This window comes from Prevotella sp. ICM33, assembly GCF_000517825.1.
GTDB classification, from domain to species: Bacteria; Bacteroidota; Bacteroidia; order Bacteroidales; family Bacteroidaceae; genus Prevotella; species Prevotella melaninogenica.
In genome coordinates this window covers 37,438-62,203 of the sequence record NZ_JACD01000055.1, presented here as the reverse complement: position 1 = coordinate 62,203, position 24,766 = coordinate 37,438, and the positions used below count along the sequence as shown (strand labels likewise).

At 40.6% G+C, this 24,766-nt stretch carries 21 protein-coding genes; 9 read left to right on the top strand and 12 right to left on the bottom strand.

Features of this window, described 5'->3' with window-relative positions:
- The first annotated feature begins 1 nt into the window (after position 1).
- The 3 genes from atpA (at position 2) to HMPREF1505_RS06815 (ending at position 3,585) form a co-directional block, all read left to right on the top strand.
- The gene (atpA, locus tag HMPREF1505_RS06825) at positions 2-1,585 is read left to right on the top strand and encodes a F0F1 ATP synthase subunit alpha (RefSeq protein WP_036923881.1); all 1,584 of its coding nucleotides are present in this window, start codon (positions 2-4) and stop codon (positions 1,583-1,585) included.
- Between the two features lie 12 nt (positions 1,586-1,597).
- Positions 1,598-2,575, top strand: coding sequence for a F0F1 ATP synthase subunit gamma (locus HMPREF1505_RS06820; protein WP_036923878.1), 978 nt, complete (start codon positions 1,598-1,600; stop codon positions 2,573-2,575).
- 755 nt (positions 2,576-3,330) lie between these two features.
- Positions 3,331-3,585 (top strand): GlsB/YeaQ/YmgE family stress response membrane protein, encoded by a 255-nt coding sequence (locus HMPREF1505_RS06815; RefSeq protein WP_036923875.1) that lies wholly within the window; start codon positions 3,331-3,333, stop codon positions 3,583-3,585.
- 315 nt (positions 3,586-3,900) lie between these two features.
- Here HMPREF1505_RS06815 and HMPREF1505_RS06810 read toward each other — a convergent pair whose 3' ends face one another.
- From HMPREF1505_RS06810 to HMPREF1505_RS06785, 5 genes are all read right to left on the bottom strand, one after another.
- The gene (locus tag HMPREF1505_RS06810) at positions 3,901-4,287 is read right to left on the bottom strand and encodes a hypothetical protein (RefSeq protein WP_009434653.1); all 387 of its coding nucleotides are present in this window, start codon (positions 4,285-4,287) and stop codon (positions 3,901-3,903) included.
- A gap of 36 nt (positions 4,288-4,323) precedes the next feature.
- Positions 4,324-4,629, bottom strand: coding sequence for a YtxH domain-containing protein (locus HMPREF1505_RS06805; RefSeq protein ID WP_036923872.1), 306 nt, complete (start codon positions 4,627-4,629; stop codon positions 4,324-4,326).
- A 401-nt stretch (positions 4,630-5,030) separates the two neighbouring features.
- Positions 5,031-6,383: a TIGR00341 family protein gene (locus HMPREF1505_RS06795; protein ID WP_036923869.1), complete on the bottom strand. Its 1,353-nt coding sequence runs from the start codon at positions 6,381-6,383 to the stop codon at positions 5,031-5,033.
- A gap of 283 nt (positions 6,384-6,666) precedes the next feature.
- Complete coding sequence (gene rpsA, locus HMPREF1505_RS06790; protein WP_036923867.1) at positions 6,667-8,451, bottom strand: 30S ribosomal protein S1; 1,785 nt, start codon at positions 8,449-8,451, stop codon at positions 6,667-6,669.
- A gap of 108 nt (positions 8,452-8,559) precedes the next feature.
- Positions 8,560-13,032, bottom strand: coding sequence for a translocation/assembly module TamB domain-containing protein (locus tag HMPREF1505_RS06785; protein WP_036923865.1), 4,473 nt, complete (start codon positions 13,030-13,032; stop codon positions 8,560-8,562).
- Between the two features lie 201 nt (positions 13,033-13,233).
- Here HMPREF1505_RS06785 and HMPREF1505_RS06780 point away from each other — a divergent pair, with 201 nt between their 5' ends.
- From HMPREF1505_RS06780 to nqrF, 6 genes are all read left to right on the top strand, one after another.
- Positions 13,234-14,583, top strand: a complete 1,350-nt coding sequence (locus HMPREF1505_RS06780) for a Na(+)-translocating NADH-quinone reductase subunit A (RefSeq protein WP_036923863.1) — start codon at positions 13,234-13,236, stop codon at positions 14,581-14,583.
- Positions 14,584-14,710: 127 nt separating this feature from the next.
- Positions 14,711-15,862, top strand: coding sequence for an NADH:ubiquinone reductase (Na(+)-transporting) subunit B (locus HMPREF1505_RS06775; RefSeq protein WP_036923861.1), 1,152 nt, complete (start codon positions 14,711-14,713; stop codon positions 15,860-15,862).
- 13 nt (positions 15,863-15,875) lie between these two features.
- Positions 15,876-16,589, top strand: a complete 714-nt coding sequence (nqrC, locus tag HMPREF1505_RS06770; protein ID WP_036923901.1) for an NADH:ubiquinone reductase (Na(+)-transporting) subunit C — start codon at positions 15,876-15,878, stop codon at positions 16,587-16,589.
- A gap of 27 nt (positions 16,590-16,616) precedes the next feature.
- Positions 16,617-17,246, top strand: coding sequence for an NADH:ubiquinone reductase (Na(+)-transporting) subunit D (locus HMPREF1505_RS06765; protein WP_004360386.1), 630 nt, complete (start codon positions 16,617-16,619; stop codon positions 17,244-17,246).
- Positions 17,247-17,248: 2 nt separating this feature from the next.
- Entirely contained in the window at positions 17,249-17,875 is a 627-nt protein-coding gene (nqrE, locus tag HMPREF1505_RS06760) for an NADH:ubiquinone reductase (Na(+)-transporting) subunit E (protein WP_004360385.1), read from the top strand.
- Between the two features lie 7 nt (positions 17,876-17,882).
- Positions 17,883-19,151: an NADH:ubiquinone reductase (Na(+)-transporting) subunit F gene (gene nqrF / locus HMPREF1505_RS06755; protein ID WP_036923860.1), complete on the top strand. Its 1,269-nt coding sequence runs from the start codon at positions 17,883-17,885 to the stop codon at positions 19,149-19,151.
- 326 nt (positions 19,152-19,477) lie between these two features.
- Here nqrF and HMPREF1505_RS06750 read toward each other — a convergent pair whose 3' ends face one another.
- From HMPREF1505_RS06750 to HMPREF1505_RS06710, 7 genes are all read right to left on the bottom strand, one after another.
- Entirely contained in the window at positions 19,478-20,386 is a 909-nt protein-coding gene (locus HMPREF1505_RS06750; protein ID WP_036923857.1) for an Abi family protein, read from the bottom strand.
- Between the two features lie 178 nt (positions 20,387-20,564).
- Entirely contained in the window at positions 20,565-20,810 is a 246-nt protein-coding gene (locus tag HMPREF1505_RS06740) for a hypothetical protein (RefSeq protein ID WP_036923852.1), read from the bottom strand.
- 665 nt (positions 20,811-21,475) lie between these two features.
- Positions 21,476-21,697, bottom strand: coding sequence for a DUF4280 domain-containing protein (locus tag HMPREF1505_RS06730; protein ID WP_231480367.1), 222 nt, complete (start codon positions 21,695-21,697; stop codon positions 21,476-21,478).
- A gap of 68 nt (positions 21,698-21,765) precedes the next feature.
- On the bottom strand, positions 21,766-22,320 hold the full coding sequence (locus HMPREF1505_RS06725; RefSeq protein ID WP_231480366.1) for a hypothetical protein: 555 nt from the start codon (positions 22,318-22,320) through the stop codon (positions 21,766-21,768).
- Positions 22,321-22,441: 121 nt separating this feature from the next.
- Complete coding sequence (locus HMPREF1505_RS06720; RefSeq protein WP_036923849.1) at positions 22,442-23,278, bottom strand: hypothetical protein; 837 nt, start codon at positions 23,276-23,278, stop codon at positions 22,442-22,444.
- Positions 23,279-23,302: 24 nt separating this feature from the next.
- Positions 23,303-23,953: a hypothetical protein gene (locus HMPREF1505_RS06715; protein ID WP_036923846.1), complete on the bottom strand. Its 651-nt coding sequence runs from the start codon at positions 23,951-23,953 to the stop codon at positions 23,303-23,305.
- A 79-nt stretch (positions 23,954-24,032) separates the two neighbouring features.
- Positions 24,033-24,740, bottom strand: coding sequence for a hypothetical protein (locus HMPREF1505_RS06710; RefSeq protein ID WP_036923844.1), 708 nt, complete (start codon positions 24,738-24,740; stop codon positions 24,033-24,035).
- Positions 24,741-24,766: the final 26 nt, after the last annotated feature.

Here is a 24,766-nt window from a genome sequence, read left to right as displayed (position 1 = left end):
CATGTCAGATAAAATTAAACCAAGTGAGGTGTCTGAGATTCTTTTGAAAGAACTTCAAGGCATCAACTCTGAGGAGAAGTTTGATGAAGTCGGTAGCGTACTGACCGTCGGCGACGGTGTAGCACGTGTCTATGGTCTTCGCAATGCTGAAGCCAACGAGTTGCTTGAATTTGAGAATGGCACCATGGCTATTGTCATGAACTTGGAGGAAGACAATGTAGGTTGTGTCCTTCTTGGTCCTACTGAAGGTATCAAGGAGGGACAGAGCGTGAAGCGTACACACCGTATTGCCTCTATCCGTGTCAATGACAACTTCTTGGGACGTGTAGTCAATCCGCTTGGAGAGGCTATCGATGGTAAGGGTGAAATCGACTTGACTGACTCTTTCGAGATGCCATTGGACCGTAAGGCGCCAGGTGTTATCTATCGTCAGCCAGTGAAGGAACCACTCCAGACGGGTCTGAAGGCTGTTGACTCAATGATCCCTATCGGTCGTGGTCAGCGTGAGCTTATCATTGGTGACCGCCAGACAGGTAAGACAGCCATTGCCGTTGATGCTATCATCAATCAGAAGAGCTTCTACGAGCAGGGTAATCCTGTATATTGTATTTATGTTGCCATCGGTCAGAAAGCTTCTACCGTTGCTACATTGGTGCAGAACCTCAAGGAGCGTGGTGCATTACCTTATACAATTATCGTAAGTGCTACGGCGGCTGATCCTGCTGCTATGCAGTATTATGCTCCATTTGCCGGTGCTGCCATTGGTGAGTACTTCCGCGATCGTGGCTACTCAGCCCTCGTTATCTACGATGATTTGTCAAAGCAGGCTGTTGCCTATCGTGAGGTATCATTGATTCTCCGTCGTCCTTCAGGTCGTGAGGCTTACCCTGGTGACGTCTTCTATCTTCACTCTCGTCTGCTTGAGCGTGCTGCACGTATCAACAACCAGCAGGAGATTGCAGAGAAGATGAACGACCTCCCAGAGTGTATGAAGGGTCATGTACGTGGTGGTGGTTCACTCACCGCACTGCCTATTATTGAAACGCAGGCAGGTGATGTGTCAGCCTATATTCCTACTAACGTGATTTCCATTACTGACGGTCAGATTTATCTTGAGTCCGACCTCTTCAATCAGGGCTTCCGTCCAGCTATTAACGTAGGTATCTCCGTATCTCGTGTAGGTGGTTCAGCACAGGTTAAGAGTATGAAGAAGGTAGCTGGTACGTTGAAGATTGATATGGCACAGTATCGTGAGTTGGAGGCATTCTCTAAGTTCTCATCAGATATGGACAAGGTCACAGCGATGACCCTCGACCGTGGACGTAAGAACAACCAGTTACTTATCCAGCCACAGTACAGTCCAATGCCAGTGGGTGAGCAGATTGCAATCCTCTACTGCGGTGTACACGGCTTGATGCGCGACGTACCTGTTGATCAGGTTCGCCAGTGTCAGGACCAGTTCCTTGAGACCATGCGCACTACTCATGCCGATGTCATCAGCGATTTGGCTGCTGGTAACCTTGAAGACACTTCTATCAAGGTAATCGAAGAAGTCATGGGCAATATTGCCGGACAATATAAATAAAGACAATACAGAATGGCATCCTTAAAGGAAATCAAGACTCGTATAGCCAGTGTTCAGAGTACTCGTAAGATTACGAGTGCGATGAAGATGGTTGCGTCGAGTAAGTTACACCATGCCCAGAATGCCATCGAGAGTATGCTTCCATACGCGGCTATGCTCGAACACATTCTTAAGGCTTTCCTTGTCTCTACGCCCGATACGGATACTCCGTTCGACGAGCAGAGACCAGTGAAACGTGTTGCCTTACTCGTGTTCTCCTCAAACAGTTCTCTCTGTGGTGGATTCAATGCGAATGTCATCAAGCTGATGCAGCATACGATAGACGAATATCATGCGCAGGGCTTGACCGACAAGGATATCGTCATCTATCCTGTAGGACGAAAGGTGTATGAAGCAGCAAATAAGCGTGGATATACCTGTGTATATCCTTATCCGTTGCTTGCTGATAAACCAAATTTTGAGGAGTGTCGCAATATTGCCATGGAGTTAAGCCAGAAATGGTTGAAGGGCGAGTTTGATAAGGTGGAGATTATCTACCATCATTTCAAGAGTGCAGGAAGCCAGATTCTCCAACGTAAGAATTTCCTTCCAATTGACCTTGAGGAAGAAGTCAATGCCGACTCTACGCGCGATCTTTCATCAAATATCGCAACGAAGGCTGCACAGGAATATCTCAAGAGGAAAGGACAGTCTGGAACACAGAAGTCTAATAATGAGGCTGTTGTTCCTCTGAATGATAACTTCATCATTGAGCCAGACCTGCGCACAGTCTTGACAACATTGGTACCGAAACTGCTGAATAACATGGTTTACACTGCCCTTTTAGACAGTAATGCCTCTGAACATGCAGCGCGAATGGTTGCCATGCAGACCGCAACAGATAATGCTGACGACCTGCTTCGTGGACTCAACTTGCAGTATAACAAGTCGCGTCAGGCAGCCATCACGTCTGAGTTGCTCGATATTGTTGGCGGTACGGTAAATAACTAACTTCCTGTTTCCCTCGCGGGAGGCAGTGAAAAGAATCTAATAGACAGGGATAAGCTCTTTGCTTGTCCCTGTTTTTTTTGATTAATTGGGCTAATTGGGCTTATTAGCCCAATTAGCCTAATAATTAATTAGCCTCATAAGCCCAATAGTTATACTATCCACAGTAATCACGCCCCTCCCTATGGGGGAGGGGATGGGGGAGGGGCTGCTTCCCTTTTGTCCTAACTTTTCAATCTCTCCCTTCCCAATTGATGCTTAATTGGCTTCTAAACGACGCCCAATAGGCTTGCAAAAGGTGCTCTTTAAGGCTTCAATAGACGCCCTTTTAGAGGCTTAAAGAGCGCCTATTGAAATGCTACTTTGTAATAACCTGATAAACAGATTGCTGTAAAGATGCTGAAAGGATGATTTTTCCTTTCTTTTAAAGTGAAATAGTCTGTTGGTTTTGTAATGTTTTTTCGAAATCTATTGCGTGTTTTAAGATAAGTTGTTGAGTCTTTTTAATAATGGAATTTACGCAGAACTATCTATGACCTTTCTTCTATGATTTACTATGCGAAGTCAATATCGCGTTTAGCTAATGCGTGTTTACTCTATATTGTTATCTCCAAAGTGATAATTTGGCAAGCATGATTTAGGTAGTAACCTTGTAAGAAGTTTTATACGCTTGTGGTATAAGGGAAAGTAATCTTGTTTTTGTTTGCATTTTTAGGTAAAATTTCTTACTTTTGTGTTATACATTAAATTTAAAGGTTATGGGCATTATTGCATCACTTATTATTGGAGCCATTGCAGGATGGTTAGGTGGACTTATCTATAAAGGTAGCGGTTTAGGACTTTTTGGGAATATCATTGTTGGTATTCTTGGAGGTGGCGTAGGATCTTGGCTTTTAGGAAGTGTGCTTCATATTTCACTTGGTGACGGGTGGATTGGTTCTATCATCACAGGTGCCATAGGTGCTGTTGTGATTTTATTCTTATTAAATATTGTGTTTGGAAAGAAAAAATAAGGACACTAAAGTGGGTGTTTTAACCCAAACAAGTCATTAGAACCTAAATATATATTGTTTTATCATTGAGTAGATGTTTGGCTTTGTAGCGCAGACGTAGCATCAGACTATGAAAAGTTATACAGACAGACAAGAAACTGATAAGAAAATAAAAAATGGTAGGAAATACTACCATAGTTAAAAATATACATATTGTGGTCTAATGGAAGAAATGGGTTTAATATCAACTTTTTATTCCTAAATCTCTCTATCTAATAAATGTAAAGCCCCGAAATGTCATACATTTCGGGGCTTTACTCTTATGTTTTTTCTCTACTATCTCTTTCCGTTAGCAGTCCATATTTTCCCATCTTTAGTGTATAGAATATTCAATGATGAAGCATTGATTCTAATTATTTTTACGCCTTCTTTCAAGTCGATATTTACTAAAGTGTGGTCACCTTCCTTTTTAAAGGTTACGCCTTTAAGGTCAGGGATTCCATCTGAAAATCTAAAATAGTAACTACCAGCTGCTTTAATGACGGTTATAGAACCATTATCGGCACTTTTCTTTATTTTATCACCTGAATAAGTGATTCTTCCTTTGTATGTTCCTACAAAGATGTCATTGTCTGCAGGGTCATCTGTCTTGCTACAAGAGATTGAAGTAAGAGCTACTATGAATAAACAAATCAAAGTAGCTAAACTGAAGATTCTTTTCATAAATAATTTGATTTTAAGGGTTACTAATCAGCTAAGTTATTTCTTAACTTTTTCTTTCAATGATGCTAATTTCTTTTCTAATAGCTTAACAAGGTCTTCAGGTTTACTGTCTGAATCTGATAAAAGATTGTCAACCTTTTCTTCTAAAGTGCCTTTTAACTCCATTGATTTATCACGCATTTTTCTTGTAAGACTATCAAGCTGATCTTTTAAGTCATTAACTTTATCGCCTATAGAATTCTTTTTACATAAGGTTTTATCTTTGTCAAGTACAAAAAGTACACCTATACCTGCAACTGTTCCAGCTGCTACTCCTAATAAAATGCTTCCAATTTTTGACATAGTTTTTCTGTTTTAATTATGTTATAAAATACAGGGCTTATGTAGTAAAAGTATGCTTGTTTTGGTAACCTTTGTCACATAAGCTAACTAAACTCTGATATAAAGATACGAAAAAATATTGATAATAGCAAATCTTATGCGAGGATTGCAGTTGAATAATACAAAAAATAACATTCAAACTGTTTATCTTATGATAATGTTTTGTATATTAACAAAAAATTACTATCAGGTTATCAGAGCCTTTAAAAAGCATTGTTTGCTTGGTAGCTATACAATTTTACAGAAAAAGTCAAGTCTATATAACTATCTTCTACGCTTAATTTTAGTGTTTTTGTTTATGTATAAAAAAGTGCCAAGCCCCGTGGAGGCTTGGCACTTCTTTATGTCGTATGATACTACTACTATGGTATGACGATAAGTTCAAGGCTGTCAGATTTGACTTTCACTTTGAGCCAGTCATATAGCTGCTTTCTATTGTCTTTGGCAAGTGTCTTGTTTGTTTTGACTATAGCCACGATATGACTTTTAATTGAAGCAGAATCAACGAAAGACTCAGATGCTTTTGACAGTATAATACTCTTTGCTGAGGGGCATACGACTTTAAGTTCTTCTCGCATGTCGTTAGCAAGTACTGGATAACGTGTATAAGAAGTTAGTTCCTTCTTTAGCACATCGTTGTTATATGCAAGTTCTTGCCATTCAGCCGTATTTTTTTCTCCTACCATCAACTGACCTTTATTCTTGTGCTGTAGGAGTAATAAGCTGTCAGAGTTAGATCCTTGTATCACCTTTAGTGCGTAGCCATCAAGCTGATAATTAGTCATCGCTTTTTGTGCTTTAGCTATCGAATCAGTTGATATCGGATTGCCCACCGCTACCACATGGAGGGTCTTGGTTTTTAGGTCGTATTGGTGTGAGAGAATGTTTGTTCCGCTATAATTAAGTTCCTTTGTAACGAAATTCTCTATGTTATTTTCAAATACACTTTGCTTAATGATGTTCCATGTCATGTAGCTTGCAGGGATAATTGTGATAATGAGAATGCTAACGATGTAAAGATTTACTCGTCTCATTTTTTCACGATTGATAAACTGCTTTCTATGAAAATGCAGAAAGCGTACACCAAGACAGGTTGTAAAAGCAATGAAAACAGTATTGATGAAATAAAGGTAAAATGCCCCAAAGAAGTAGGATGTGTTTTGTACGGCCAGTCCATAACCTGCTGTACAAAGTGGTGGCATTAAGGCTGTGGCAATGGCAACACCTGGCACCACGTTGTTTCTTCTTTTTGTTGACATAGCTAAGAATCCAGCAGCACCACCAAAAAGAGCTATCAATACGTCATAAAGGGTAGGCGATGTGCGTGCTAAAAGTTCGGATTGAGCATCCGTAATCGGTGAAAGTGTAAAGTAGATTGTTGCAGTAACAACGCTAATGAATGTACTTACCAAATAGTTTTTTATGGACTGTTTGAACAAGTCCAAGTCAGCAATTCCAAGAGCTAATCCCATACCGATGATTGGTCCCATCAGTGGAGAGATGAGCATAGCACCAATAATTACTGCTGTTGAATTGACATTTAAGCCTAAGGATGCAATAAATACGGCAAAGATAAGTATCCAGAGATTAGAACCTTGAAAGTTGATACCATTAGTTATTTGTTTGATAACATATTTTTCGCCGTCTTTGTCAGGTAAGACATTGAAATAACTCTTAATTATCTGCCATAAAGTTTGATTGTTATTTTCCTGCATTTCGTTTTTTTTGCAAAGATACTAAATTTAATGGAAAGTTTCAAGCAGTTTCTTGATTAACTATTAGGGAGTGGGCTGGTGTTTGTGAGCGTACATTCTTTTCGTTTCACATAAGAACAAGATTGGTAAAGATAAGGCTCCGTTGTAGTGTACAGCCGATATGCAATTACGATAGTCCTATATATGAATAGGTGTTCTGATCAACAAAGAGCTAAGAGAATAAAAAAAAGAGTACCAAGAAATTTGATACTCTTTTTATTTATGTTAGATTTTAGTGTGCAAATTACTTGCCACCCTCCATCTTCTTCTTCAAGTCAGCGAGAACACCGAGGTCACCGAGAGATGTACCAGCAGCAACGTTGTTGATAGCAGCTGCGTCATTCTTTGGCTTGTTCTGAGCTGCTGGACGCTGGCGACGTGGCTCTTCCTTAACCTCCTCGAATGTACGAGAGTGAGAAAGGATGATACGCTTAGTGTCCTTAACGAACTCGATTACCATGAATGGGAGAACCTCACCAAGCTGTGCCTGTGTGCCGTCCTGCTTAACAAGGTGCTTTGGAGTAGCGAAGCCCTCACCACCCTCGTTGAGAGTGATAACAGCACCCTTGTCCATAGACTCGGTAATCTTACCCTCGTGGATTGAACCTGGAGTGTAGATTGCCTCGTACTCATCCCAAGGATTAGACTCGAGCTGCTTGTGACCAAGGCTCAAGCGACGATTCTCCTTATCGATTTCGAGAACAACAACCTCAATCTCAGAACCCTGTGAAGTGAACTCAGATGGGTGCTTAACCTTCTTAGTCCAAGAGAGGTCGCTGATGTGGATAAGACCGTCAACACCTTCCTCAAGCTCTACGAAGATACCGAAGTTAGTGAAGTTGCGAACCTTTGCAGTGTGCTTAGAGCCTACTGGATACTTAACCTCGATAGCCTCCCATGGGTCTTCCTTGAGCTGCTTGATACCGAGAGACATCTTACGCTCGTCGCGGTCGAGTGTGAGGATAACTGCCTCAACCTCGTCACCAACCTTCATGAACTCCTGTGCAGAACGCAAGTGCTGGCTCCAGCTCATCTCTGAAACGTGGATCAAGCCCTCTACGCCTGGCTGAATCTCTACGAATGCACCGTAGTCAGCCATAACAACTACCTTACCCTTAACGTGGTCGCCAACCTTGAGGTTAGGATCCAAAGAATCCCAAGGGTGCTGAGTGAGCTGCTTGAGACCGAGAGCGATACGCTTCTTCTCCTCATCGAAGTCGAGGATAACAACGTTAATCTTCTGGTCGAGAGCAACAACCTCATGTGGATCGCTTACGCGGCCCCAAGAGAGGTCAGTGATATGTACGAGTCCGTCAACACCACCGAGGTCAACGAATACACCGTAAGATGTGATGTTTTTAACAGTACCCTCGAGGATCTGACCCTTCTCAAGGTGAGAGATAATCTCCTTACGCTGTGCCTCGAGCTCAGCCTCGATGAGTGCCTTGTGTGAAACGACTACGTTACGGAACTCCTGGTTGATCTTAACAACCTTGAACTCCATTGTCTTACCAACGAATACGTCGTAGTCGCGTATAGGGTGAACGTCAATCTGGCTGCCTGGAAGGAATGCCTCGATACCGAATACGTCAACAATCATACCACCCTTAGTGCGGCTCTTGATGTAACCCTGGATAACCTCGTCGTTCTCCAGTGCCTTGTTGATATTCTCCCAACTCTTCTGGAGGCGAGCCTTCTTGTGAGAAAGAACGAGCTGACCGCGCTTGTCCTCCTGGTTCTCAACATAAACCTCTACCTTGTCACCAGCCTTGAGCTCTGGGTTGTAACGGAATTCAGAAGCAGGGATGATACCATCGCTCTTGTAGCCGATGTTAACAACTACTTCCTTCTTGTCAACTGAAATAACAGTACCTTCAACTACCTGGTGCTCCTGGATCTTGTTAAGAGTTTCGTCATAAGCCTTAGTAAGATCGCTCTTACTTGCCTCAGCGTGTGCGCCGTTCTCGAACTCATCCCAGTTGAAGTCAGCTAAAGGCTGTACATTCTGGACGTCTTTGAAATTTGTCATAAAGTGTTTAAAAAATAATTTAATTAATAAAGTTCGACTTTATATTATCTGTAATATGGGCGTAGTTCGCCCAAATCGGGTGCAAAGTTACGAATAATATTCTGTATATTAGTGCTTTTGCTTCTGTTTTTTTGTTTTTTTCTTTCTACTTCCGAAAATATCACTCAATCTGTTGAAGTCTTTCTTCAGAATCAAACCTATACCCTGAGTTGTCAGAGAGTTACGTGTGAAGTAACGGTCGTTGGTTTGGTTATAGACACGGAAGGCTACGTTACCGCTTGGGAAGAGGAGGTAACGGATGTCGAAGTCGCCTATGAAAGACGATTTATCCTTGGCTACATTGTCTCGATAACCAAACTGTCCGTTGAAGAGCAGACGGTTGTTAAGCATGCTTCCTGAGAGTAGTCCTTCGTATTCTGCATTGTCGAAACCTTCATTACCTGTCGCAATATTGGCACCGAAGTTCCAGTTGTTATCCTTTACAACATTGGACAATACGGTGTTGATTTGTTGTGAAATTGTACCAGAGAGTAGACTCTGCATAGCAAGAGATGCACGACTTGGCGATTCACTGTCTCGTGCTGGATTGTTATTCTTACTCTGTGGATAGAAGCGTCCGACAGCTAAAAGATAGAGTACTTGCTGGTTAAGCTCTTGCTCAGAGTTGAGAATAGAGCGTATCATCTGTTGTGCATCAGGCGAGAGCGTTGGGAGGTCGAGACCGAAAGAGACAGTCGGTGCGCCTGGCGTTCCTTCGATGTTCAGCAAGCAGTTAACCTTTGTGTTATTGGATGTGAAGGACTTACCCATTCCAAGGTCGCCCAAAGGAACAGAATTGATGATATAGTTAGCTTTTAGATTCAACGCAGCATTGAACGGATCGCCACCGAAGGCAATCGTTGAACCCGGCTGGAAGATAAATTGCTTCTTGATAATATTCTGAATCGTGAGGTTATACTGTCCGTAGTCTACGTTATAGTTTCCAAAGAGTTGGAAGGCTCCCTTATTATAATAGGACGCACGAATCATACCCGAACCATTCAGACGGATGTTGTCGCCAGTGGCATCATCAAGTAAGACGCCAAGCGTAAGATTCGGATTTGAATGTACGAGGAAGTTGATGTGTAGGTCGCTCGGTATGTCTCTGAATTTGACGATATCCGATGCCTTCTTAGGAGCTGGTTTTGCCGCAAAACTGAGTGTGTCTGCAGCCTCAGGGATTAGAACTCCAGTGCTATCCTTTGGTACGTTAATCCAACGAATGAAGTTACTTGTACTTGCATCATTGGTTGAAGAGGCATCATAAGTTATATAGGTGTTCTTTTCCGGTTCCATATCAATGTTCATTGTTGTTGAACCCGGTTCACCTTTTATATTACATTTGCCAGTTCCATATACCACACCCCAGAACGAGTCTTTCCCTTGTTTCTTAGGGAAGTTATAAGCTAAGAGGTTTCGTGCGAGGATATTGATGTCGAAAGTGAGGTGGCTAAGATTCTTGTGATGTAATCCACCTGTAACGATACCGATATGTCCTTGTGGGTCAGTAATAGTGTCGTTTCCAAAGATAATTTCGTTTGGAATGATGCGAACACGTGCGTCACGCATCTTATAGGTAACACCTGTTGGCTTTACATATACGCTTCCATGCACTTGCATGTCACCTTCAAGATTGATGGCACTAAGGGGTCCGACGACTTTACACCAGCCGTTTCCTTGCACTTGAATCTTGTCCATGAAAGAGCCACAGAAGCTCTTTAGGAAGTAGAGATGTGTGTTATTGGCAAAGATAGGAAGGTTGATATAGCTTTTCTTAATGTCTACATAGCCTTGGATGTCTGTTCGTGTGCCATCACCAGGGTCAGCATAGGCGTCGATATTAATCTTACCTTCTTTGTCATTATAGTTTGCCTCCGCAAAGAGCGTACCCATATCTCCATCTTCAAATTTGAAGTCTTGCACCTCAAGTTTCGCTTGCATCTGTGGGTGATGGAAGAACGATTTGATAGAAGCTGTACCAGAAGCCGTACCAGCAAACTTAACGCTGTGGAAGTCAACAAGGTTAAGAATATATGGAACGTTGACATCCTTGAATCTTACAAGTATAGAATCGCTTTGATTTCCAGACGTCTGACCATTAGCAATGATATGCTGGTCGTGGTTGGAAAGCTCAAAGTGGTCGATGGTCAGATTGTTCCGATGATAAGAGATATCGGAAGGTTGCACTTGTAACGCAATGGAATCAAAGTTGATTTCTGATGGGTTGAGGTGCAAGCGAGTCTCTAAGTCGCCATGACGACGAGAGAAAGAGGCAATGCTGTTGACATTTCCGTATATAGGAGAAAGTCCCGGTATGCGGAAAGAAATGTTGGAAGTAACGGTATTGTTTGCAATCAATCCCTGTGCGTTGATAAGGACATGTGGTCCGGCTTCTCCCTTTCGTTCACCAGAAATAGTAGTCTGCAAGCCTTGTGGCTCACTCTTAATGTTCAAGATAAGATTCTTAATCTGCTGTCCTGAGTAGGTTACGTCGGGCGCATTGACGTGTAAGTCAATTTCGTTCTGGCGTTCTCTTACAAGTCCTGCAAGCCTTATAGCATGTGAAGAAACAATATTAGTATTCAGCAGACTATTGATAAACTTCGTACCATTTAGGCGCAAAGTGAAGGCGTAGTTTGCCTTGCCAATTCCCATGTTAAAGCGTGGAGTTGGTGAGAAAAGACTTGGGATATAATGTCCTAAGATACGTCTTATGCTTTGTGGCAATTGATTATAATCATACTGTCCAGCAAGATGTAGCTCACCAAAGTCAGTCTCTGCGTCAAGCGACTTACCTAAGAGTCCGTTGTTAGTCTTGATACTTACCTGGTTAAGGATAATGTTCTGACCTTCCCCAAGCATAGCAAAGTTGCTGACATCGAGGTTTCCTATGATATCATTCAAGCTCGCACCCTGTCCTTTAATCTTAGAAGTAAAGGAGATTGTTCTGTTACCCAACGCCTCTGTTAGCTGAAGTCTGTGTAAGTTGACGGCATCAGCAATGATTGAGATATCGGTAGACAGTTTTCCTTTGTGTTGCATGAAAGCCATTATGTTGGCAGCTTTTCCGTCGATATTCAGCTTTCCATTAGGGTCGTTTATCGCTGCCTTACCTGTGAAAATATCGTTTTTATAGATTCCGTCAAGGTGAATATTCTTATAGGTATAGCCCTTATAATAGAAGGAGTAAACGTCACCCTTTGCGGCAATATAGGATAGGTCGGTGTTGCCTTCCACCTTGATATTCGTGCTTAACCTACCAAAGTCGTTGTTGTCAAGTACTTTCGCAAGATTCAATTCGGTAGTACTAACCGTTCCTTGGATGTTCTTTCCGTGAATATTAGTAGCCAACTGAACGTTACCAGCATCTGTGTTTAGCAGTCCCTTTGCTGTATATTTCCCCATGTTATGGGCGAAAGTACCACGATAGTAGATACTACCAATGTTACTCAATGGTTTAGGGAGGGGCTTATGTGTAACCTTGGTGATGGATTGAAGGGTGTTTTTGCTAACCTTCAGTGGGCTGAAAGTGAAGTCCCAAATAGGACTCTTTTGGATGTTTTTTACCCATCCTTTCGCCTTAATTTGAGTCGAAAGAGTCTGGTCAGAGACGTTAAGATGTTTTACCAATACAGATTGACTTGTACCTTCTGCATCAACTGTAGCTGTATAACTGGTCGTCAATGGCTTTAAATCGGGTAGGATAGGGGCAAAGTCGGAAGGCTTTATTGCAGCTTTGAAGTCCTTGATGGTGTAGCGTAAAGTGTTGAGATCCAACTTCTTGTTATTGAATGTGTAGGTTGTAAGTAACTCCTTTAGCGCAATCTTACTGTTAGTTCCATCGAAGATAAAGTCACGTAATGCGGCTTGCTGTTGATTAGCTTTTAATTCAAAAGCCAACTGCTTCACCTCTAAGCCTGATGCTTCTTTGAAAGCCAATGTCCTAAGATCAGCCCACACACTCGTGTCATCCAACTTGTTAAGAATGAGGTAAGACGAGATATCATTTACGTTTATATGGTTCAGATTCAGTCTGTTAGGCGTGGTAGGTGCATCTAAACAATCGTATTTAATGTTGCCATGTCGAATCACAAGACTATTAATGGACAAGTGTAAAGGAGTGTGACTTGTCGTGTCCTTAGAGGCCAATGAATCCAACACAAATTGGAAGTTAGGTTTGGCATCCTTACTCGTTTTGTATAGTTCTGCCCGTAAACCAAAAAGTTGTGCAGAGGAAATATTAATCTCACCTGTACGTAAGAGATGCCAGATATCGACCCTTGCTCCTACTCGTGATGCCGATAACATCTTCTTGTGACTTTGGTCATAGATGAGAATATCGTCTAATACGAAGCGATTGATAAAGCCTAAATCAATACGTCCTACGTGCACTTCTGTACCCAATTTATTGCCCGCTACGTCGCTTACTTTTTGGGCAAGAAAACCCTGTACTGCTGGTATGTGCAGCAGTACGATTGTGGTTATGTAAAGACCCGCTATGGTCCATATAACCCATCGTATAATTGTTCTAAGTTTCTTCAATGCGTCTACAAAACTACAAAAAAACCATTTTATACTGAAATTATTATATCTAAATGTGCCAAATCTGCTTAAAATTTGCTACATTTGCAGAAAATAAGCTACGCTCGGCAAGCAAAGGATTGTTTACCTTATGTTTTGTGAAGCTTATTCAGGGTTGAAAATATTAAGATGAAATAATATAAAAATCGCTTTATCATTGTTATGGCAAATGTAATTAAGTTACGAAAGGGCTTAGACATTAACCTTACAGGACGCGCGCAGGAACAGATGTTACCTGTGAAATCATCTACGGAATACGCTTTGGTTCCAGATGACTTCCCAGGATTGACACCTAAGGTAACCGTTCGTGAAGGTGATCATGTCCGAGCTGGTGACCCATTGTTTGTTGACAAAGGGTGCACTGAAGTTAGCTTCGCTTCTCCTGTGAGCGGTACCGTCACAGCTGTTGAGCGCGGAGAAAGACGTAAGGTGTTGCGTGTGAAGATTGCTGCCGATGCGCAGCAGGAATATGCTGACTTCGGCGTGAAGGACGTGGCGGGCTTATCCGCTGATGATGTCAAGGCTTCATTGCTGCAGGCGGGATTGTTTGGTTATATCAACCAGCTGCCTTATGCTGTTGCTACACGTCCAGACACAGAACCAAAGGCAATTTTCGTGTCTGCACTTCGTGATAAACCTTTGCAGGGTGACTTCGAGTTTGAGTTGAATGGTCAGGAGAAAGACTTTCAGACTGGTTTGACAGCTCTCGCTAAGATCGCAAAGGTTTATTTGGGTATTGGTGCTAAGCAGTCGGCTTCAGCGTTGACTGGTGCAAAGGATGCGGAAGTAACTATTTTCGATGGTCCTTGTCCAGCAGGTAATGTTGGTGTACAGGTAAATCATATCGACCCAGTCAATAAGGGCGAAGTGGTATGGACTGTTGACCCAACAGCTGTTATCTTCTTTGGTCGCTTGTTTAACACCGGTAAGGTAAACCTCACTCGTCGTGTAGCCATTGCAGGTAGTATGGTAAAGCAGACTGGTTATGTTGATGCCCTCGTTGGTACTCCATTGAAGCAGATTCTTGCAGACAACATCGCTGACGGTTGCAACGTTCGCATCCTCAATGGTAATCCTCTCACTGGTGTCATCGCTAATGAAGAATCAGTGCTTGGTGCACATACTTCAGAGGTAACATTGATTCCAGAGGGTGATGATGTGCACGAAATCTTCGGTTGGATGCTCCCTCGTTTCAAAGACTTCTCCACTTCTCGCAGCTACTTCACTTGGTTGCAGGGCAAGAAGGCGTACAATCTCGATGCACGTATCAAGGGTGGAGAGCGTCACATGATTATGAGTGGCGAGTACGACAGAGTGTTACCAATGGATATCTACAGTGAGTACCTCATCAAGTCAATTATCTCTGGCAATATTGACAGCCAAGAGCAGTTGGGTATTTATGAGGTAAGTCCAGAAGACTTTGCACTCGCTGAGTTTGTTGATAGTTCTAAGTTACCTTTGCAGAAGATTGTGCGTGAGGGCTTGGATATCCTTAGAAAAGAGAATGCATAGGGGTCTTATGAGCCCACAATAACTTTAACTATAGTTTCAGAATAAGTTTCTTAGGGTTTTATCATGCTATGGTAATGATTCAAGAAACAGAAACTTTAGACTTTAAGAACCCTATAATAAAAGTATTATGAGTTTAAGAAATTATCTCGATAAGATACGCCCAAACTTTGAGGAGGGCGGAAAGCTTCACGCTTTCAAGAGTGTCTACGATGGTTTCGAGACGTTCCTTTATGTTCCTAACGAGACATCAAAGAGCGGTACTTCTATCCATGACGCTATTGACTCGAAGCGAATTATGAGTTTGGTGGTACTTTCATTGGTACCAGCGATGCTCTTCGGTATGTACAATATCGGCTATCAGAACGCTTTAGCAGCTGGTAAGTTGGCTGATGCTACCTGCTGGGGAATGTTCCTATATGGTATGCTTGCTCTGTTGCCAAAGATTCTTGTTTCTTACATTGTCGGCTTAGGTATTGAGTTTGCTTGGGCACAGTGGAAGGGTGAGGAGATTCAGGAAGGTTATCTTGTATCAGGTATTCTGATTCCATTGATTATTCCTGTGACCACACCACTTTGGATTCTTGTGCTTGCAGTAGCCTTTGCTGTTATCTTCACGAAGGAAATCTTCGGTGGAACAGGTATGAATATCTTTAACGTTGCCTTGGCTGCACGTGCCTTCCTCTTCTTCTCTTATCCAAGTAAGATGACGGGTGATAGCATCTGGGTAGCAAAGGATTCTATCTTAGGTCTCGGCTATACCTTGCCTGATGGTTTCACTATGGCAACCCCATTGGGTGAGATTGCACAGGGAACAAGTGTGAACGCATCTGTATGTGATATGGTATTAGGTCTTATCCCAGGTTCTGTGGGTGAGACATCTGTTATCGCTATCGCTATCGGTGCTGTAATCCTTCTTTGGACAAACATCGCCAGCTGGAAGACAATGTTGAGCGTATTCCTCGGTGGTACTGTGATGGGACTTATCTTCCATTCAACTGGTGCAACACCAATTCAGTGGTATGAACACCTTGTTTTAGGTGGTTTCTGCTTCGGTGCAGTATTCATGGCAACCGACCCAGTAACCTCAGCACGTACAGAGACAGGTAAGTGGGTATATGGTTTCTTCATTGGTGCGATGGCTATCATCATCCGTGTATTGAACCCAGGTTATCCAGAGGGTATGATGCTTGCTATCCTCTTTGGCAATATGTTCGCCCCACTCATCGACTACTGTGTAGTTCAGTCAAACATCAGCAAGCGCGCAAAGCGTGCTAAATAAGGAGGACGAAGAAATGAAAACAAATAGTAATTCTTATACAATTATCTATTCTGCCATCCTCGTGCTGATTGTAGCCTTTTTGCTTGCTTTCGTGTTCCAAGCATTGAAGCCAATGCAGGATGCTAATGTACAGCTTGATCAGCAGAAGCAGATTCTCTTTGCACTCAATCAGAATCGTGATATGAGCAATGAGGAGGCTGTTAAGCTTTGGAAGCAGATTATCATAGCAGATGATATCATCAATGCAGATGGTAAGGTCGTTGAGGCTGGAAAGCAGGGTGGCGTTGATGCCGGCTTTAAGTTGAATAGTAAGGATGCCAAGGAAGGCAAACTCGCTTTGTTCCGTTGCAAGGTAAACGGCGAGGATAAGTATGTTATCCCTGTTTATGGTAACGGTCTTTGGGGACCTATCAATGGTTTCATCGCTATCAATGGTGATAAGAGAACCGTCTTTGGTGCTTACTTTAACCACGAGAGTGAGACTGCTGGTCTCGGTGCTGAAATCAAAGACAACAAGGCATGGCAGGATTTGTTCAAGGGTAAGCATCTCTTTAGTGGAAACGATACTCAGAAGATAGCACTTGCTGTTGAAAAGAAGATCAAAGACCCATCTACGCAGGTAGATGCCGTAACAGGTGCAACACTTACCAGTAATGGTGTAACAGAGATGTTCCATGCAGACAAGGGTGGACTTCAGCCTTACGTTAAATTCCTGAACAGCAAATAATATTCTAATCTTTAGAACAATAAGAATATGGATTTATTCTCAAAACAAAATAGAGAGGTGTTCAGCAATCCGCTGAATCTGGACAACCCAATTATGGTCCAGGTGCTCGGTATCTGTTCTGCCCTTGCCGTAACTTCACAGCTGAAGCCGGCGATTGTTATGGGACTTGCCGTTACCATTATCACGGCATTCTCTAATGTTATTATTTCACTTATCCGTAACACAATCCCTAACCGTATTCGTATTATCGTACAGTTGGTGGTTGTTGCTGCTCTGGTAACAGTTGTTAGTCAGATTCTCAAGGCTGTAGCTTACGACGTGAGTGTAGAGCTTTCTGTTTACGTAGGACTTATCATTACCAACTGTATCCTTATGGGACGTCTTGAGGCTTTTGCTATGACAAACAAGCCTTGGCCAAGTTTCCTTGATGGTGTTGGCAACGGTTTGGGTTACGCTATGATACTTGTTGTTGTAGGTGCTGTTCGTGAGTTCTTTGGTCGTGGCTCATTGCTCGGTTTCAAGATTCTCCCACAAAGCCTCTATGATGCAGGTTATATGGACAACGGAATGATGTCAATGCCAGCAATGGCACTCATCCTTCTCGGTTGTGTTATTTGGGTTCATCGTGCATATTTCTATAAAGAAGACAAGAAGTAATTATGGAACATCTTATTAGTTTATTCTTCCGGTCCATCTTTGTGGACAATATGATATTTGCGTTCTTCCTCGGTATGTGTTCATACCTTGCGGTGTCTAAGAGCGTAAAGACTTCATTGGGTCTTGGAGTGGCCGTAACATTCGTATTGCTTGTTACCACACCAATCAACTATCTTTTGCTGACTAAGGTCCTCGGTCCAGACTGTCTTGCAGAGGGTGTTGACCTTACTTATCTTAGTTTCATTCTCTTTATCGCTGTCATTGCTGGTATCGTACAGATTGTGGAGATGGCTGTTGAGAAGTTCTCACCTTCACTTTATGGTGCGTTGGGTATCTTCCTTCCGCTGATTGCCGTTAACTGTGCTATCATGGGTGCTTCACTCTTTATGCAGCAGCGTATCGGTCTTGACCCAGCAAGCACACAGTATATTGGTACTGTATGGGACGCACTTGTCTATGGTACAGGTTCTGGTCTTGGCTGGACATTGGCTATCGTGGCAATGGGTGCTATTCGTGAGAAGATGGAATATTCTGATGTACCAAAGCCTTTGCAGGGTCTTGGCATCACATTTATTACAGTAGGACTGATGGCAATGGCAATGATGTGCTTCTCAGGTCTTAAAATCTAAGTAAACAATGGGACAATTCATAACAATAAGTATTGTGGTATTCCTTATCACCATCCTTGTGTTGGTGATTCTCCTGCTTGTGTCTAAGAAGTATCTCAGTCCAAGCGGAAAGGTAAAGATAACAATTAACGGTGATAAGGATATGACCGTTGATCAGGGTAGCTCAGTTCTGTCTACGCTGAATGAGAACGGTGTGTTCCTCCCTTCTGCTTGTGGTGGTAAGGGTAGCTGTGGCCAGTGTAAGTTGCAGGTAGTAGAAGGTGGCGGTGAGATTCTCGATTCAGAGCGTCCTCACTTTAGCCGTAAGGAAATTAAAGATCATTGGCGTCTCGGATGTCAATGTAAGGTGAAGGGTGATATGTCACTCAAGGTTCCTGAGTCTGTCATGGGCGTTAAGGAGTGGGAGTGTACTGTTATCTCTAACAAGAACGTGTCAAGCTTTATCAAGGAGTTCAAGGTTGCCTTGCCTCCAGGCGAACACATGGACTTCATCCCTGGCTCTTATGCACAGATTTCTATCCCTGCCTACGACTGTATCGACTATGATAAGGACTTCGATAAGAACGATATCGGTGAGGAATACCTCGGTCCTTGGAAGCAGTTTAACCTCCTTTCTCTGAAGGGAAAGAATCCAGAGCCAACTGTTCGTGCTTACTCTATGGCGAACTATCCAGCTGAGGGTGATATCATCACATTAACTGTTCGTATTGCAACACCTCCATTCCTGCCACGTCCGCAGGTTGGTTTCCAGAACGTACCAACTGGTATCGGTTCTACTTACATCTTCTCTCTTAAGGAGGGTGATAAGGTGATGATGAGCGGTCCTTATGGCGACTTCCATCCAAACTTCACTTCTGGTAAGGAGATGATTTGGATTGGTGGTGGTGCTGGTATGGCTCCTTTGCGTGCGCAGATTATGCACATGACAAAGACCCTCCACACTCGCGATCGTGAGATGCACTTCTTCTATGGTGCGCGTTCACTCAGTGAGGCATTCTTCCTTGAGGACTTCTGGGAGCTTGAGAAGGAATATCCTAACTTCCATTTCCACCTCTCTCTCGACCGTCCAGACCCTAAGGCTGATGAGGCTGGTGTGAAGTATTACACTGGTTTTGCAGTAAACTGCATCCGTGATGAGTATCTAAAGGATCACGAGGCACCAGAGGATTGTGAGTATTATCTCTGTGGACCTCCAATGCTTATCAAGACAGTTACAGATTATCTTGACAGCATCGGTGTTGATCAGGATGCAATCATGTACGATAACTTTGGATAATTCAATATCCTATTCATATAAAGCGAGGAACCTTATTGGGCTCCTCGCTTTTTTATAGGTAGAAAAGTAAATAGTTATTTGGAAGGGTAAAAGGGTACAAGGGTGTAAAAATGATTATTAGAATATGACATTTCGAAACGAATCAATGATATCAAAATGTACCCAAGCATATAAGGTATAGAACAACTTTCCCAATGCAATGAAGATATAGAACTGATGAGTAAATGTCGATTTTGGCTCGTTAATGGTCTATGTAGGCAAATCTATATAAAATAGTGAAGTCTGTTAATTGTTATTGATGATGCATATAGCAGACTTTGACTATATTATGGTTGTCTCCAAAGTGGTTCGTTTTCCCATTCTTGTGGGAAGCCAAGTGCATTCAAATCTATCTCAGGATAATTCGCAAAAAGCGTCTTTATCTTTTGGAACAAATCATTGTTTGGAGAGATGATATTCAAGAAATACTTGATGATACATATATTATAGTATACACGAAGTGAATCCGTTTGAAGTGTAATCCATGGATGAGTCATCTTTTTAGGGGACATTGGACGGATTGTATTTTGCTTGTTCCACACACGTGAGTGGTGGCAACATGTATTTCTTGTCAGAGTTACAATGGTCAACCAAGATTCGAAAGGTGCTATTTGTAGTCCAAATGATTGGGAGATCTTTTTCTTGATTTTCTTGTCCTTGATGTTGTTGTATATGTTTGTGATGATTCCAAATGGAAGTACCTCTGAAACAATCCATGCTGGTGGGTATGGGTCTGAATATGTTTTCTTAAAATGGATGATGAAGTCCTCTTTTGATTTGTAAAGCTCCTGATTTATTAAGTTCATTGTTTTATGAAACTTAGCCGAGTTGACAAAGTTTGCAGAATCTGTCATCCAGAAAGGATTTCCTGTAATAGAACTGCCTATGTTGACAATTGCACTGCGAACAGCAACTTCTATCTTTTCAAGTTCGTTGAATAGCAAAAGACGTAACTTCTTGTCAAACCGATATAGCATCATTACTTTGCTAAATGTTGCACCTCGTTTGTACAAATGATGTTCTTTTGGTATCTCAAGCAATGGGTGCATATAAGCAGACAGACGATAATAACCGATATGCTCTAAGTAGTGTTCTGCCTTCAAAGCATCGGGAATATAAAGACCTCTTAATTGTAGTAAAGAAACAAGGTCGTGGGGTGATGTATAGCTTTTGCCGAAAGGTATTGTGTTTGTCATATAATATTAAAAAACGACCCGCACATTTGAGCATCGTTGAGAGGCTTGGCGGGTTCTAGCATTGCAAATATACAAATATTACTTGGATAATACAAGCTTTTAGGAAAAAAGATGTTAGGAAACAACACAAAAACAAGAAATTCTGAAACATTGTGGTCTAATGACCGATTTGGGTTTATCATTCTTTAGTTCCGCTATTAAACTGACAAGACATTATACTCGATGGCAAATTCGTTATTTTAAACTTGTTACCTTCGATAATTTCTACGATACCCTTTTCTTCAAGAACCAATAAATAATCTTTTAAGAGACTCTGAACATCTCTATTGTTTGTAAAGTCTTCTACAGACCAAATGCTACCCAAATTTCTATAGAAAAACTCCAGTTTGTTTAGAAACTCCTTTTTTATTTTATTTTTTTTCATAAATATCTGTGACTAAATTGAATTATCTCCCCAGTTTCCAAATGAATGAGTCGGTCAACTTTTATTTGGCTATTAGTTATAAATTGTGAACCACGTCCTTCCAATTTTTGACCTTTTATTTCTGGAAAACTTTTACATAAGACTTCTTTATATTCTGTAGCCATGTATTTACCATTAAGCAAAAATTCTTCCTTTCGTATTTATCAAAACTGAATTTTCTTTTAAGGCAAAGATAATTAATTTTATTTATATAGCCCGATAATAGTCGTAAAACTGTAATAAGTCCCTATTGTTTCTATGTATCATTCTTGTTTAGTGTTTAGGTTCTGTAAAGAAAATTCGTTAGTTGAAAATTCGTTGATGCTCTTTTGGCTTTGAAAAGACGCCTAATTGACTTGCAAAAGATGCCCTTTAAGACCCTTACTAACGCCCTTTTGAAGGCTAATTAAGCACCTTTTGAAAAGCAATTCAGTAATACGCTGATATCAAATAACTTATGAAGGCGTAAAAATCACAGGCTTTCTGGCTCTTTACCTGACTTTTATTTGTCTATTTTGTAATTATATTTCAAGATAGCAAACATTAAGATTTAAAGTTCAGACATCAATGGTTAAGTTTAAAAACCAGTATTACTTCCTGTATCAACGAATGATATTCTTCCTCCTTTAGCATACATACAGAATGACTGCTCCTTCAGCTTTTTCATCCCATTGATACTGTCTTTCTGAGTAGTTTGCTGCCAGACTCGTGGCTGGGGGGGGGCACGGAGGATTTGGGGAACTACATTTGTAGACCCCAAAACTTGGGATATTTACTATCCCTTTATTATCACCTTCTGTAACAACAAGAGTATTAGCTATCCTATGAAATGTTTGGCTTGTCACCATTAGGTTGGATTCCTTTACTCCAAGAGTACAGTGCAGAGTTGCACCATGCGTTATGATCTTAGGCATTGCTATTCAACATTTAAGACTTTCTCATGACTTATAACCTTTCCTGTTTCCGCATCTATAACAAATTCCTCTGTACCAGACATTGTTACACGGCTGACATACCATTTAGCATGGTCTTTGCCATGGGGAGAGAACCTGATACGAAATGGAGTATTGGAAAAACTACTTTGCTGCCCCTTGCCGTTCCACAAGTCTATCCAGCCTTGGCTTTCCAACCAACGGAGTAATTCTTTAGGTTTTATCCTTAGCCCTTCAAATTTTTTATCCTCGTTCTCTTCTCTAATAAGTTTTCCTTCTTTATCATATTTACGCCATTTCCCAATTTTTACATCTGAACAGAAAAAGAACTCACCTTCTTCTTTTAAGATACCATTCTTATAATAAACTATTATATTTTGGGTAAATGAACGAGGTGGAATCTTTTCTACAAAAAAGCCATCTACTTCGACACTAATTTTAACAAAAGTTCCATCCGCCTCACTATACTCTTTGAAACGTTGATTGGGTTTTAACTTATTATGGTAATAATCATAATTAAATTTTTCTACTTTCTTCATATTATTTGAATTTTGTGCGGCGCATGAAAGCATCGCTGTTAATACTAAAAAAAATAAGATATACTTTCTCATCTGACTATAATATTTTACAATCTTCTTTGATTGTGATTAAAAACAATTATCATTCTTCTTTTTTACCTACACTTTTATATTTTAATACTTCTTCCTTACCTCTCCTCTTTGTGTCTGACTCTGGTTTGCCTGACACAATATAAGGATTTATATACATCCACTGCAAATAAAAAAGACTATTGCGTTCTATACCCACATGGTGACTATAGTCAAGCATATTTCGCCTTTTTTGTTTGAATAGGTTTTTATATGCATTGGTAAACTCTTCATCTGTGCAATCCAGTTCTTCTATGTATTCTACCCCTTCGGGTACGGTAATAAGAGCTTGTTTAAGGGTGTTGACAAAAAGATCAGGACCGCCTGTAGAAATTTTACCAAGTTTGGAACCTCTATTTTCATTCAATCTTGTTCTTACTTTAATTGTGACAACCTTTATCTCTTTCTGGTGTTGCTTTCCATTGGGCAATATCCGTATTTTACCACATTCTTTTTCGTCAGCCTTAACCAACAGCACTTGTTCCTTATCAAATTCTCCAGAACACGTTATAGTTATAGGTATAGGTATTTCATCTTCTTTTATTGGAAGAGTAGAAGGGGAAACACTCAAATCCTTACAATCTTTTCCAAATTCCAGTTTTATCATTTTAGGTCTGTCTTTTTTCCCTGGGTTGAACTTTATTACAGCATTCAAATTTGCTACCACTCCATTCATTATGGTCATTATAGGAGTAAAATACGTATATTCGTAACTTTTAGCCTTATTCTCCTCATTTTTTAACCATAAAATAGTTTTCCTTTCATAACAGTTTCTTTGGCGAATAATGCTGCTTTCTAATGTCTCAAACTCAGAATACTGATAGTTTCCATCCTGTATCCGATTTGACATTTACTTTTTATAGACAAAAGAATATTATTCTATACTTAATGTCTTACCGTGATGAATAAGTTCTCGAGTTTCTGCGTCGAGAATAAAATCCTCTGTTCCATACATCTCTGATTTCATAATGTACCATTTGGCATGTGTATTCCCTTTAAAATTATTTTTATTTCTGGGTACGAAATAAATATCAAATGGAGTATTAGAGAAAGTCGTCTGTTGCCCTTCCCCTGTAACAATGTTTATCCATCCTTGCCTTTGCATCCAAAGAATCACATCCTTAGGCTTCATGGCAAGATTCTTAAACTTTGCATTTTCATCGGTTTCCTTTATCAAATTTCCTTTATCATCGTATTCACGCCATGTACCAACACGTACACTGGAATACAAAAAGAAATGTCCTTCTCTCTTTAACCTATTATTATGCTTATAATAATTTCTTATATACATAACAAAACTCATAGGTTCTATCATATAAACACTGTTTTCGTCATGGGAGATGAGAATCTGCACTAAAGTGCTATCAGACTCTTTATACACTTGATTATCTATCTTATCTTTCCCAATCTTTTTTTTATAATATTCATAATCAAATCTGTCATTTGTTTTCATTGTCTTATCTTTTTGTGCAACACATGATTGCGAAGCAATAAATAATAATAAAAAGATAATAATTTTTCTCATATCTTATCTGATGTTTAGATTTATTTTTTCCATTGCCAGTAGAATAAACAGTTGCGCTTTATTTTATAGTCGTACATACTTATTTCCCCTCTTTTTTACGGAGATATTCATCAAAAGGGAGTTCCTGTCCTTTCATACCCTCATCTCCAAAGATACGACTTGTTTTAAACAGCAAATCACCCGTAGTACCATCCAAGTAGTAGAAGATCTTCTGTGCACAGCTGTTGCCGTAAACTATTACTTCATAGTAAGCTGTTCGTAAATCCTTATGGTCAAATCGATTTATACTAAAGACATTTTGTTTATCCATCAAGTCTATATGGTAATCTTTTTGCATTTTGTTTACAAGGTCGGTAACACTAAACTTATAAGGAGCATCAAAGTCTGTTTCCTTTATTTTAAATCCATTCGCATCGTATTCTATCATTTTACCAACCCGCATATTACCATAAAATGTTGCCCATGATTTTATCAAATAACCCTCAGTGTTATATTCATAGCTATAAGTATATGGAGAATGAGGATATGAGCAGTCTTCGTGATAACCTATTATTTCGCTTTTGTCATATTCGGTCTTCATTTCTATTACCATACCATTTTTATCAGTACGAAGCATTCGATCTGCAAATGGATTCTTCTTTATTACTTTTCGATATTCCTCAATATCAAATTTTCTATTATTCGTAATCTTTTCTCTTTTTTTAATATTCAACTTATTATTAGTTGTTTGAGCTGAGCAATTGCTTAATGCAATTACAGCAATTAATAAAAATATTAGTTTTTTCATATTTGTTCCTAATATATTGTGAACGT